This is a genomic window from Streptomyces doebereineriae, assembly GCF_031845645.1.
GTDB lineage: Bacteria > Actinomycetota > Actinomycetes > Streptomycetales > Streptomycetaceae > Streptomyces > Streptomyces canus.
Window position 1 is genome coordinate 44,489 of the sequence record NZ_JAVREZ010000018.1, and the last position, 12,937, is coordinate 57,425.

General features: G+C 68.7%; 10 protein-coding genes and 3 pseudogenes. 9 read left to right on the forward strand and 4 right to left on the reverse strand.

Annotation, left to right across the window (positions count from 1 at the left end; translation table 11 throughout):
- The first annotated feature begins 142 nt into the window (after nt 1–142).
- From RNB18_RS38370 to RNB18_RS38380, 3 genes and pseudogenes are all read left to right on the forward strand, one after another.
- Nucleotides 143–1,528, forward strand: a complete 1,386-nt coding sequence (locus RNB18_RS38370; protein WP_311718711.1) for a glycoside hydrolase family 43 protein — start codon at nt 143–145, stop codon at nt 1,526–1,528.
- A 681-nt stretch (nt 1,529–2,209) separates the two neighbouring features.
- A pseudogene (locus RNB18_RS38375) lies at nt 2,210–2,861 on the forward strand (alpha/beta hydrolase fold domain-containing protein); the annotation flags it as partial.
- Nucleotides 2,857–3,154, forward strand: a pseudogene (locus RNB18_RS38380) (beta-galactosidase); the annotation flags it as partial. The pseudogenes RNB18_RS38375 and RNB18_RS38380, both read left to right, overlap by 5 nt.
- 219 nt (nt 3,155–3,373) lie before the next feature.
- Here RNB18_RS38380 and RNB18_RS53890 read toward each other — a convergent pair.
- From RNB18_RS53890 to RNB18_RS38400, 4 genes are all read right to left on the reverse strand, one after another.
- A complete protein-coding gene (locus RNB18_RS53890; protein ID WP_394817739.1) occupies nt 3,374–3,541 on the reverse strand; it encodes a hypothetical protein in 168 nt (55 codons plus the stop codon).
- A gap of 135 nt (nt 3,542–3,676) precedes the next feature.
- Nucleotides 3,677–5,176, reverse strand: coding sequence for a family 43 glycosylhydrolase (locus RNB18_RS38390; protein ID WP_311718712.1), 1,500 nt, complete (start codon nt 5,174–5,176; stop codon nt 3,677–3,679).
- A gap of 398 nt (nt 5,177–5,574) precedes the next feature.
- Nucleotides 5,575–5,787, reverse strand: a complete 213-nt coding sequence (locus RNB18_RS38395) for a class I SAM-dependent methyltransferase (RefSeq protein WP_311718713.1) — start codon at nt 5,785–5,787, stop codon at nt 5,575–5,577.
- A gap of 228 nt (nt 5,788–6,015) precedes the next feature.
- Nucleotides 6,016–6,480, reverse strand: a complete 465-nt coding sequence (locus RNB18_RS38400) for an alpha-L-arabinofuranosidase C-terminal domain-containing protein (protein ID WP_311718714.1) — start codon at nt 6,478–6,480, stop codon at nt 6,016–6,018.
- On the opposite strand from RNB18_RS38400, the gene RNB18_RS38405 reads away from it, so the two are divergent.
- From RNB18_RS38405 to RNB18_RS38430, 6 genes and pseudogenes are all read left to right on the forward strand, one after another.
- Entirely contained in the window at nt 6,440–7,474 is a 1,035-nt protein-coding gene (locus RNB18_RS38405) for a polysaccharide deacetylase family protein (RefSeq protein WP_311718715.1), read from the forward strand. The two genes, RNB18_RS38400 and RNB18_RS38405, sit on opposite strands and share 41 nt — an antisense overlap.
- A gap of 254 nt (nt 7,475–7,728) precedes the next feature.
- Nucleotides 7,729–8,154 (forward strand): MarR family winged helix-turn-helix transcriptional regulator, encoded by a 426-nt coding sequence (locus tag RNB18_RS38410; protein ID WP_266523751.1) that lies wholly within the window; start codon nt 7,729–7,731, stop codon nt 8,152–8,154.
- A 77-nt stretch (nt 8,155–8,231) separates the two neighbouring features.
- Nucleotides 8,232–8,354 carry a hypothetical protein gene (locus tag RNB18_RS38415; protein WP_266523753.1) on the forward strand — a complete coding sequence of 41 codons (123 nt, stop codon included), beginning with the start codon at nt 8,232–8,234 and terminating at the stop codon, nt 8,352–8,354.
- 5 nt (nt 8,355–8,359) lie between these two features.
- The gene (locus RNB18_RS38420) at nt 8,360–8,821 is read left to right on the forward strand and encodes a MaoC/PaaZ C-terminal domain-containing protein (protein WP_266523755.1); all 462 of its coding nucleotides are present in this window, start codon (nt 8,360–8,362) and stop codon (nt 8,819–8,821) included.
- A 355-nt stretch (nt 8,822–9,176) separates the two neighbouring features.
- Nucleotides 9,177–11,305, forward strand: a pseudogene (locus RNB18_RS38425) (glycoside hydrolase family 3 N-terminal domain-containing protein); the annotation flags it as partial.
- Nucleotides 11,306–11,372: 67 nt separating this feature from the next.
- Nucleotides 11,373–12,842: a glycoside hydrolase family 32 protein gene (locus RNB18_RS38430; protein ID WP_311718717.1), complete on the forward strand. Its 1,470-nt coding sequence runs from the start codon at nt 11,373–11,375 to the stop codon at nt 12,840–12,842.
- Nucleotides 12,843–12,937 lie beyond the last annotated feature (95 nt).

A 12,937-nucleotide genomic window follows, 5' to 3' on the forward strand; every position in this document is an offset into this window, starting at 1 on the left:
CGCCGGGCCCAGAAATCACAAAAGCTAACGCCAGGACGGTTGACGCCACCGTGGCCAGACCCTAAATTCTGATCGATTTTCCGAACTTTGTTCGAAATGTCGGCCATGTCAGGTACTCCCGCACGTCACCTCGGAGCACAAGATGAGCGCAAACCCCCAGTTGTCCCGTCGCACCCTCCTGGGTATGACCGCCGCCGTCCCCCTCGCCCTGACCCTCGGCGCGGGCACCGCCCACGCCGCCGACTCGGCGTACGCGATGGTCTACTTCACAGAGACGAACAACCGCGGCAGCGGCACCGACTACAACCTGCACCTGGCCGTCAGCCCCGACGGGCTTGAGTGGACACCGCTCAACCAGAACAACCCCGTGGCCACCCCCACCGAGGGCGCCCTCGGCCTGCGCGACCCGTTCGTCCTGCGCAAGCAGGACGGCACGTTCGTCGTGCTCGCCACCGACCTCAAGGGCACCAACTGGAGCTACAACAGCCAGTACATCCACGTCTGGGACTCCGCCGACCTGCGCACCTTCACCGGCTACCGGCGGATGAAGCTGCACGACATGGAAACCCACAGCTGGGCACCCGAGTCGTTCTGGGACGCAGGCCGCGGCCAGTACGCGGTCATCTACTCCTCGGTGAACTCCAGCGGCCACAACGTGATCATGGTCAATTACACCAGCGACTTCGTCACCGCCTCCGCCCCGCAGGTGTTCTTCGACCCCGGATACGAAGTCATCGACGGGGACATGGCCCTGGGCGTCAACGGCTACAACTACCTGTTCTTCAAAAAGGTCGACAAGCTGGTCGCAGCCCGATCCACCACCCTCGACCCCGGCAGCTTCACCGAGTTCAGCACCAACGAAGGCGCCTCACACAACGGCAACACCGAAGCCCCGACGATCGTCAAGTCCCTGGCGTCCAACACCTGGTACCTGTGGGGCGACAACTACAGGCCCAACGGCGTCTTCTACGCCTGGCAGTCCACCGACCTCGCCTCGGCCACCTGGACCCCCCTCGACCAGAAGACCTACACCCAGCCGGTCAACTCCAAGCACTGCGGCATCACGCCGATCACCACGACCGAGTACAACAGCCTCCTCGCCAAGTGGGGCACCCCGGCCTGGAACCGGCTCAAGTCCTACAACTACCCCAACCGCTACGTCCGCCACTCCAGCTTTGTGGGCCAGATCGATGAGTACCCGATCACGCCGTACACGGACTCGCTGTGGACCCTGGTCCCCGGACTCGCCGACAGCTCCGGGGTCTCCTTCCGTTCGGTCAACTACCCGACCCGTTACCTCCGGCACATCAACTACGGGCTCCAACTGGACGTGAACGACAGCACCTCGCAGTTCGCCGCCGACGCGACCTTCTACCGCGAAGCGGGCCTGGCGGACGCAAGCTGGGCGTCGTTCCGGTCGTACAACTACCCGACCCGCTACATCCGCCACTCGAACTTCATGCTGCGCATCGACCCGATCACCACGACCACGGGCCGACAGGACGCCACCTTCCGGGTCGGGTACTGACCATGGAAGGCACCCCTGTCCCGTAGTACACCTCCGCGCGGAACCGGGCCGGACGCGTCACCGTACGCGTCCTCGCCCCCGACGTCTGCCCCGCTGGCCAGGCAGACGTCGGCGCCGCTGTCTACCGAGCCGGCCGTCACCACCAGCCAGATCGGGGTCATCCCGCCGTCGGTGGGCCGGGCGTCCTGGAACAGTTGCTCCGACAGCATCGACTTCGACGTCGAGATGCAGCAAACGGACGCTCTGGTCTCCTCCGGCATGGCGGCAGCGGGCTACCAGAACGTCAACCTCGACGACGGCTGGTGGCAAGGCGACCTCACCGACGACGGCACCATCGCCGCGACGAGGCCCTGTGGTCGGCGGCATGGAGGCCGTCGCCGACCACAGCCACAGCAAGGGCCTGCTTGCCTGCATCTACACCGATGCCGGCAAGCAGGCCCTTGCTGTGGCTACTACTACCCCACCACCCGACCCGCGGCCCCCAGCACCGGTATGGAGGGCCACTACCAGCAGAACCTGGAGATCTTCCAGGTTGGGGCTTCGAATAGGCCGCGACTGCCGTCACCGGCCGGAAGCCGGTGCTGTGGTTGTGCGAGTGGGGCGCCGGACTGCCGTGGAACTGGGCACCCGGTCACGAAGTACCAGCAGAGCGAAGCGGTGATGGCTCCGAGCAACGAGCAGCTCAGCAGCGACGGGTTCCTCGAGGTGGAGGACCGGACGGTCCCGGGTCCGCAGGGTGAGTCCGGCCTCTCACTGCTCATCTGCCGACCGACAGCAGCCGCCGGGCCGCACCCGGTCATCGACGGCATCCTGGACTGAGCGCAGGCGCTGGACGCGGTCATGGTGTCGGTGAGTAGCGGCCGGCGCCGGAGCCCGCACCAGGCGCCGGTGGTCGACGTCTACGCCGGTCTGCTGTGGACGGCGGAGCACGCCGAGGTGATCGGCGTGACGCCGAGCGCATCGTAGTCGCCGACTCCAGTGCGGGCGGCGGCCTGACCGCCGTCTTGGCGCTACTCACCCGGGATGGGCAAGGCGACAGCCGATCGGTCAGGTCCTGATGTGCCTCATCATGGACGACCGCAACGACACCCCGTCCACCCACCAGATGACGGATCTCAGCGTGTGGGACCGGTCGGCCGACGAGACCGCTCAGACCGCGCTGCTGAGCGAGCGGCGTGGCGGAGCGGACGTACCCGCGCATCCGGCACCCGCGCGCGCCTCGGATTTGTCGGGGCTGCCGCGGGCCTTCCTCGATGTCGGAGATGTCGGATCGGCGGAGACACCCCGCGACGAGACCGTCGCGTACGCCTCACGCATCTGGCAGGCAGGAGGCGCTGACGGTGGACAAGGGCGGCCTCCGGCTGCCGTACGGCAGCCGGAGGCCGTTCTGCCCGTCGAGCCCCGCCCACCGCGAGGCCGCCCTGCGCATCACGGGCGCGCCGGCCGAGCAGTACGCGGGCCACCCGGCGGTGGCGATGTGGCACGTCCACAACGAGTACGGCTGCCACAGCAACGCCTGCTACTGCGACACCAGCGCGACGGCGTTCCGAGACTGGCTGCGGGGCGGGGAAGTACGACAACCTGACCGCGCTGAACGACGCCTGGAGCACCACCTTTCGAAGCCAAGTCACCCGGCACACCGAAGTCGCCTTCGCCGGCGCCATCAGCGGCAGGCACAACCTGATGGCCACCGTGATCTGCCATGTTGGGGCCGGCGTGCGAGCACGCGGCTGTCCTCGGCGGCCGGGAGAGGAAGGATCCAGCCGTGGCGCTTCTTGGTGCCACCCATGTGGTAGCTCCCCGACGCCGGAAGCTGGTAGGCCCTGGAACGGGAAGGATCGGTCGTCAGACCTGCATGTAACCGCCTCCGGAGGCGCACTGGTCCAGGTAGAAGGCCCACTCGTTGCGGTCACTGAACTTGCCGAAGCAGGCCCACGTACTGCGGGTGCCGCCCAGGGGTGAGAGCCGGGGGACGGGGCTGAAGCCCGGTCGCTGCCCCCAGGACGGCACCACGCGCTGCAGGACTGCGCGCCTGCCGGGGAATTGGGTGTCAGCGGGTCGATCCCCGGCCCGTGGCCGGTGCTGTGCGAGAGGTGGCCGGGTGTCTCGGGGGGACCCGTGACGGCGGCTCCGCCCGGTGCCTGGTCATCACGTACGTGACCACTCGAAGCTGGCGGCGGTGTCACAGGTGCGCTGTTCGAGCAGGGCGCCGTTTACGGTCGAGGCGCCGACGACGGTGACGCACTTGCCGCTGTGGCGGGCCTTGAGCTGGTGGTATCCGTCGCCCATGTCGACCCACTGGAACATCTGGTTGGCGCCGGTGCCGCAGGGGTACTGGATGAGGGCGGCGCCGTCGGCGGTGGACCTGCCCGCCACGTCCAGGCACTTGCCACTGTTGAGGCTCTCGATATGGACGTAGCCGTTGCCCATGTCGGCGAAGCGCCACTGCTGCCAGGGCTTGCCGTTCGAGGTGTATTGGCCAACCTTCGCGCCGTCGTCGGTGTTGGGCAGCTGGACGTCCATGACCTTGCCGCTGTTGCGGTTGGTCACCCGGTAGTACGTCACTACGGGTTCGCCGGACGGAACGGTCAGCGCGGTGCCCGTGGCCACCGGGACGCCGAGGTTCGGAGATCCGTCCGCGTTCCACGTGATCTTCTGGATCCGCGTGGAGCGGGTGGTGTAGCAGCCGTCGGTGGACGCGGGGTTGGCGTGGTAAACGATCCAGTCCTCGGTGCCGTCGGGGGACTTGAAGAAACCGTTGTGGCCCGGACCGTACACGCTGTTCGCGTCATTGCGCTGGAAGACAGGCTCCGAACTCTTCACCCAGTTACTCGCGACCAACGGGTCGCCGCCGGTGAGGGTGAGCATGCCCAGCTTGTAGTCGGGCGTCGAGCACAGGCTCGCCGAATAGGTGATGAACGTCTTCCCGTCGTGCTGCAACGCGACCGGGCCCTCGTTCATCTTGGTGCCCACTGTCTCCCAGGAGTAGGTCGGGGAGGAGATCTGCGTACGAGATCCGGTCACGGTCCACGGATCGCTCAACGCGACGATGAAGGTGCCCACGGTGCCTTGGGTCCGCAGCGGCGTCGGCACTCCCGACCAGATGAGGTACAGCTGGCCGTTGATGGTGACCACGCTGCCGTCGATGCCCCACCAGTCGTTCGCACCGAAGACCATGCCCTTGTACGTGTACGGTCCGAGCGGGTCCAGGCCGGCGCTCTCCAGCACGTGCACGCGCTGGTCGTTGGCGGCACCCGTACCGGCGGAGTAGTAGATGTACCAGCGCTTGCCGTTGGGGCCGTCGAGCAGGTGCATCTCCGGAGCCCAGATGGAGTGGTCACGGCCCGTGGCGTGGTCGCTGAACACCGGCACCGGCGAGGCCTGCTTCAGCGCCTCGATGGTGGGCGCTTTCCGCATCGTCAGCGGCCCGCTGTACGGCGTCGTCATCAGGTAGTAGTTGCCGTTGTAGTAGGTCATGTACGGGTCCGCACCGGAACTGTTGAGCGCGTTGGTGAACGTCGCCGTGGCCGCCTGCGCACCGGACGCGGCCACCACCGTCCCGACCGTCACACCGCCGATGACAACGGCGAGCGCCGTCAGCGTGGCCCACAGCCGGCAAACGGGAGAAGAACGTCTCCACACCTGCATGCCTGAAATGGTCATGTCTTTAATCCCGGTTCGCGTCGAGGAGCGTGAGTGTCGTGTTCGGGTGAATGCGAGGCCATACAGGGCGGTACACCCGGGCACCGTCGGCCCCGACATGGCGTGAGACATGGGTCGCGTTTTCGCCGCTCGTGCGGCCGAGGAGGCGGCGAGGAGGGCTCAACGGGCCCCATTTTGTTCGACATTCCGGATACCGTCCGGTGAGTCGGCCAGACGCTATAGGGGGCCGCGAGAAGGTGTCAAGACGCCGGACCAACTTGGCCGTGCGCGTCGGTGACGAGCTCGGCAAGGGGCCGGTAACTCGATCCGGACGGCCACGAGTCGCCGTGTCCTCGCTGGTCACCGGACGGGGTGGCCCAGGGCGAAGGTCCGCTCAACGTCGTTCAGGCCGTCGTGGATTCCGGGTGCGTGCGCCCGGAAGGCGAAGTGAGCGGCGTCGAGAAGAGGAAGTCCGCGGAGTCCGACGGACAGTGCTCGGGGACGCCCCGCACGACGCGGTCCACGATGTCGTACGAGTACAGGTGGCCGGTGCCGGTGCCCCGCAGGGCCTGGAGAATCCAGATAGTCGAACAGCCGTGGAATGTGCCGATCTCCACCACCGTCTTCGGTCGGGTTTCGGGCAGCAGGGTTGGGTGACCTCTGCCTCGACGGCCTGCATGACCGTACAGACGGCGGCATGCGGCCACCATCTGCGGATGAGCGTCACGCCTTCGCTCGTACCGCGTCGTCCACGGGACGGTCCCCCACCGCCGAAACCGGCAACCGAGACCGCCTGTCCCGCCGCGAGCGGGTACTCGCGGCGGGACGGGCGCTTCCGGTGCGGCTCAGCCGAGGGTGAGGACGGTGACGGAGTAGGCCGGCACCGAGCTGACGCCACTGATGGATGCCGTGCTCGGAGTGATCTTGTCGGGGTCGGAGATGGAGTTGGTGTCGGTGCCGCTCGCGGAGGACAGGGTGGTGGCGGTGCCGGTGGACGGCAGGGTGCCGGCGCCGGAGAGATTGACGTTGACGGTCTGGGCCGCGGAGGACGGGTTGACCAGCGTGATGTAGATCTTGCCGGTCGAGGAGTCATTCGTCACCACGCTGTTGACGGTGTCGGTGCCCGCGAAGGAGGAGGGAAGGACCTGGTCGCCGTGGCTGTCGGCCAGCATCTTCTGCACGTAGTAGCTCGGTGAGACGTAGCTGTTCAGCGCGTTGAAGCCGATGAGGTTGGTGCCCCATTTGTAGCTGCTGACGTGTGTCCGGCTGGTGACGCTCGACCGTTCGTCGGCCGGGGACGGCCTGGCCACCAAGTCGTACTGGTACGAAGGCGCCGCCCAGCAGTACCGGACGTCTGCCGGGCTCATCGCTGACGGCTCGCGGGACGCCTTCGTCGCGGCCGTGGAGAAGGCCCTGGGGCACCGGGAGGGGGTCACCGCCGACTCCCTCGACTCGTCGCTCGGCGACCGGGAGTACCGCGATACCTACCTGGACGACATGAGCTTCACCTCCGACGGAGGCCTGAAGGTGGACTTCGACCGGGACACCGTCGGCGTCGCCGCGGCCGGCCGTATCTCCGTCACGCTCCCCAAGGCGACCGTCACTCCGTTCCTGTCCGACTTCGGAGGCCGGGCCCAGCGCCAGACCGTCGACCCGGACGGCAAGCTCGACCTCGGTGCCACCGACACATCCACCCAGACGGTCACCGCGCAGCCGGACCCGGGCACGGACTCCACGGACTGCTCCGAGGTCAGCATCGCCCTGACCTTCGACGACGGTCCCGCCGTCCCCTACACCGGAACGCTGCTGAAGTACCTCGCCCAGTACAAGGCACGCGCCACCTTCTTCGTCGTCGGCCAGAACGTCGCCCTGCACCCGGAGGTCGTACGGGCCGAGGCGCAGTCCGGCCACGAGGTGGGCGACCACTCCTGGAACCACCCGGTCCTCACCAACCTGAGCTCGGCCCAGGTCCGCTCCCAACTGGACCGCACCAACGCGGCGATCAAGGCGGCCACGGGCAAGGAACCGACGCTGTTCCGCCCGCCGTACGGGGCGATCGACGGCAAGGTCCGGGCGGTCACCAGCCTCTCCCCGGCGCTGTGGACCATGGACACCGAGGACTGGAAGTACCCGGACGCCGCGAAGGTCGCGCAGAGCGTCATCAGCACGGCCAAGCGCAACGACGTCATCCTGATCCACGACATCCACCCCACCTCGGTCGCCGCCGTTCCCGAGATCCTGCGCACCCTCACCGCCCAGGGCTACCACTTCGTCACGGTCAGCCACCTGCGCGCGACACTCTGAGCCGCGGCAGCCTCGACCGGCGCCACTGGAGGACCTGCCCGACCACTCCGGAGATCAAGGACCCCAGCGGGACCGACCGCGCTCTCGTGACGCTCAGGACCCCGGGCGAGGGGGAAGGCCGCACAGGAGCGCCATCAGGACGGCCGGGCGACCCCTCCGCCAATGCGCTCTGAACCAGGCCGGGCAAAGGCGACGAGACGAGAGTTGCACGACACAGCCTTGACAGTTGCTTCGTACAACTCCATGATGGCGCCATGCCTGCACGGGACGAACCCCTCGACGTGATCCACGAGGCGATCATCCTGTTCTCCCGCAATGCCAAAGCGCGGGCGAACAACATGTACGACGACCTGTCCTTCGTCGCGTACACGATGCTGTCGTACGTGGGCTCCGTCCCCCAGCCGACCGCCTCCGACCTGGCGGAGCGGTACGGCCTGGAGAAGTCGACCGTCAGCCGACAGCTGTCCCGGCTGGAGGAAGACGGCCTGTTGCGCCGGGTGGCCCATCCGTCGCGGCCCAGGACCAAGTTGCTGGAACTCACCGACACCGGTCACGCCCGCCTGGCCCGCGTCAGGCAGCACCAGCGCAAGGGGCTCGAGGAGCGGCTCGGCCGGTGGCCGGACGAGGACGTCGAGGCGTTCGGCCGTCTGCTCCGGCGGTTCGTCACCGAACTCGACTGATGTCCGGCCGCGCCCGTCCGGCGGAGGAGGTCAGGGCGGCCATCAGCGACTGCACGAGGAGACGAACGGAGACCCGCATGCGACTAGACATGTACATCCACGGGTTCACCCCGCACCAGGGCCTGGCCGGGCCCGGTCTCGCGCCGGGCATGCCGGGTCATGGCCGCGAGGTCGCAGGGCCCGCGCCGCAACGGCGGTGAGTACCGTGCTCTTTGCCGAGGACCTTCGACCGGGGACCGTGTTCGAGCTCGGCAGCACCAAGGTCTCCAAAGAGGAGATCCTCGATTTCGGCCGCCGATTCGACCCCCTCCCCCTCCACACGGACGAAGGCGCGGCAGCCACGAGCCGTTTCGGGGGCCTCATCGCCAGCGGATTCCACACCGCGGCCCTCCTGCAGCGTCTCCTGGTGGACGCGGTGTTCTCGCGCGCCGCCCTGATCGCCGGCCGGGAGCTCGGCCCCCTGCGCATGCGGGCGCCGGTGAGGCCCGGTGACGTGCTGCACGGCAGGATGGAGATCGTGGAGGTCCGTCCCCGCGACGACGGCACCGCCGTCGTGCGCAGCCGGGGCACCCTCACCAACGGCTCCGGCACCGTCGTCATGGAGGTCCAGGGCGAGACGCTCTGGGAGCACCGGCCGGCGGGCGGGAGTGAAGGCGGGGCGGCGTGATGGGCCGGCATGCCCCCGGTGGACGCGACGGGTCGGGCGCCCCTGTGCCGTCCTGGTCGGCCCGCCGTCGAGCAGATGGGCGACCTTGGCCACGGCCGCTCGGTCACGAGAGGGCGAAGGCGTGCGCGGCACGACGTCGTAACTCATACTCCGGAGCGGCCGCCACCGAAGAGGACCTGGACACCTTCAGCCGTGACGTCGAGCCCTACGGCAAGCTCGGCATCGACACGGTGATCATCTCGCCGCACCTGGGCCCCACATCGCAGTAATGGAGACCTTCGCCGCCCCGGCCATACGACGACTGGCCGAACTGGGCTGAAGCGGCTCTGGAAGCCGGCCGCCTCCTCGCAGGCGGTCGGCCCTGCACGTGACACCGGCGCGGATGCCCGAGGCCATGGAACGGGCCCAGCGGACACGGCTCGGCATCCCGCTGCTGACAGCCGACGACTGCATCCACGGCCACTCCTTCTGGCCGGGCGCGACCATCTTCCCGACCCAGCTGGGCATGGCATGCACCTGGGATCCCTCCCTGGTGCACCGGGTCGCCCGAGCGTCCGCGACCGAGATCGCGACAACCGGCATCCACGGGACGTTCTCCCCGGTGCTGTGCATCACCCGGGACCTGCGCTGGGGCCGGATCAACGAGACGTTCGGCGAGGACCCGTTCCTGATCGGCGAACTGGGCCGGCGATGGTGCGCGGATACCAGGGTGAGGGCCTGAGCGACCCGACAGCCGTCCTGGCATACGCCAAGCACTTCGCGGGCTACTCCGAAACCCTGGGCGGCCGCGACGCCAGCGAAGCCGATCTCAGCCCCCGCAAGCTGCGCTCGTGGTTCCTGCCCCCGTTCGAGCAAGCGGCCCGGGCCGGCTGCCGCGGCTTCATGCTGGGCTACCAGTCGATCGACGGCGTGCCCATCACCGCGAATGAGTGGCTGATCAACGACGTGCTCAAGGGCGAGTGGGGTTTCACCGGCACGCTGGTGACCGACTGGGACAACGTCGGCCGGATGGTCTACGACCAGCGCACCTGCGCCGATTACGCCGAGGCGGCGGCGGTCGCCGTCAACTCCGGCAACGACCTCATCATGGCCACGCCACAGTTCTTCGAGGGGGCGCAGGAGGCAGTCGCCCGCGGACTGGTCGAGGAGAAGCAGATCGATGACGCGGTACGGCGGGTTCTGCGGCTGAAGTTCGAACTCGGACTCTTCGAGGACCCCCGTGCCCCCGACCCCGAGCGGCAGGCGCAGGTGATCGGCTGCCGAGAACACGCCGGCCTGAATCTCGAGACCGCCCGACGTTCGCTGGTGCTGCTGCGCAACGAGGGGACACTGCCCCTCGACGGCGGGCTGACCGCGGACGCAACCGGACGCGCCGCAAGCCAGGGCACCCCGCGGACGATCGCGGTCATCGGCCCCAACGCCGACAGCCCGGAGGCCATGCTCGGTGACTGGGCGGGCGCCACCGGCCAGGTCCCGTGGATGCCCGGAGGTCACCCACGGGAGTTGGTGGAGACGGTGCTGGACGGCCTGCGCGCCGTCGCCCCCGCCGACTGGGCGATCACGTACGCCCGCGGAGCCGACATCGAAAGCCCCGCCTTCGACCCCGAACAGTGGGTCGTCGGGCCCGACGGCCAGCCGCAGCCCCCCGTTTTCACCCCTGCCCCGGTCGACGAGGCACAGCTTCGGGAGGCCATCGCCGCCGCAGAGGCCGCCGACTACGCCGTCGTGGTCGTGGGGGACACCATCGCCCTGACGGGCGAGGTGCGCTCCACGGCCACCCTCGACCTCCAGGGAGGCCAGATCGCGCTGCTGGACGCGGTCGCCGCCACCGGCACCCCCATGATCGTGATACTGATCCAGTCCAAACCGAGCACCCTGCCGGACTCGGCTCTGAACGCGGCAGCACTCATCGAGGCGTTCAACCCGGGCATGCGCGGCGGCCGCGCCATCGCCGAACTCCTCCTCGGCCTCACCGAACCCAGCGGCCGGCTCCCGGTCTCCTTCGCCCGCCACGTCGGACAGCAACCGGTCTTCTACAACCAGGTGCGCGGCCAGCACGGCGACCGCTACGCCGATCTCACCCAGGACCCGCTGTTCGCGTGCGGTGAAGGTCTCAGCTACACCACCGTCACCTACTCCGACCTCACCGTGCGGGAGGAGGACGTCCCCGGCGACGGCACCGTCGACGCCACGGTGCGGCTCACCAACAGCGGCAGCCGCCCGGCACTGGAAACGGTCCAGGCATACATCAGCGACCTGACGACCAGCGTCACCTGGGCCGAGCAGGAGCTGAAGGGTTTCACCCAGGTCGAAATCCCTCCCGGCCAAAGCCTGGAGGTCACCATCAGCATCCCTGCCTCGCAGTGCTCACTCGTCACCGCCGACAACCGGCGCGTAGTCGAACCAGGCGAGTTCGCCCTCCGCGTGGGCCCCAGCTCACGACGGGAGCAGCAGCTGAGCACGGGGTTCCGCATCCGGGCCTGAAGACCACCGCCCAGCCCCTAGGCACCGCTGGGCGGGGCCCCTGTCTGACATACCGAAAGGCACACGTGTGTCCGCTACACCCCGCGATCCGCACTACCCCGTCGTGCACCTGCGCCCGCCCGTCAACTGGATCAACGACCCCAACGGGCTGGTCTTCCACGACGGCCACTACCACGTCTTCTACCAGTACAACCCGTACGGAGCGACCCACGCGAACATGCACTGGGGCCACTTCCGCAGCCCTGACCTGCTGACCTGGGAGCCGCTGCCGATCGCCCTGGCCCCGACCCCCGCTGGCGTGGACGCCGACGGCTGCTTCTCCGGCAACGCCGTCTCCGAAGGCGACCGCCTCGTCGCCTTCTACTCCGCGCACCGCGAGGACCGCTCGCCCCAGCACCAGCCGGTCACCTGCGCCGTCTCCCACGACGACGGCCGGACCTTCAGCCCGCGGGGCGAACTGCTCATCCCCGAGCTGCCCGAGGACTGCACCATGTACCGCGACCCGTACGTCTGGCGGGACCGCGACGGCTGGCGGATGCTGGTCGGCGCCGCCCTCGCGGACGGCCGCGGCGCAGCCCTCCTGTACGACTCGCCCAACCTGGAGACCTGGACCTACCGGGGGCCCTTCGCGGCCCGCGAGAAGGAGCCCATCAGTGGCATCAGCCTGAACACCGGCGAGGGCTGGGAATGCCCCCAGTACCTCCCCGCGGCCTCGGGACCCGGCGCCCTCATCGTCAGCGCCTGGAACCTCGACGACGGCCCGCAATGCGTCGAGGCCCTCATAGGTGAGGAACACGGCGACGTCTTCGAAGCCGGCCCGCCCGTACTCGTCGACCACGGCCCCGACTGCTACGCACCCGCCCTGCTGCGCGCGCCAGGCAATCGGTGGCTGCTCTGGGGCTGGTCAGGGGAAGCCCGCGACGAAGCCTGGGCCGTCGCAGACAGATGGTCCGGCGTCCTCACTCTGCCCCGCGAGATCCATGTCGACGACGGCACGCTGCGCCAGCAGCCCGCCACCGAACTGCTCGCCCTGCGTGGCGGGCACATCATCCACGCCACAGGTGCGACGCACGACCTGCAGCCGGTGGACCTCGGCAGCGTGAGCCGCGCCTTCGACCTGACGGCGCGCCTGGAGCCGACCGGCAACGCCTGTCTGCGGCTGCTCACCATCCCGGACGGCTCCGAGTACCTCGACATCCGCCTCGATGTCGATGCGGGCGAACTGGTCGTCGACCGTGACCACGCCTCACTGGACCCCCGGGCCCGCAGCGGCTCCTACCGGATGCCCTGCCCAGCCGACCGACCCATCGACCTGCGCGTGGTCGTCGACCACTCCATCGCCGAAATCTTCCTGACCACCACCGGACAGGTCCTCACCCTGCGCTTCTACCCAACAAGACAGGGTGCGTGGCGACTTCAGGCCCACAGCACGCCGGGTACGCCCCTCAACTACGCGATCGACGTGTGGGAGCTGCACCCGCTCGTGATCAAGGAGCCGAGCCCCGGCGTCGCAACGCCGGCGCCAACGTCGCCATAGGGGCTGGCTCTGCCCCCGATACTCCCCCTTATTGGCGGGCGCCAGAGGCTTCGCCAGTCCAGTGCGGGGCTTCGGCCCCGCCGCACGAAACCCTG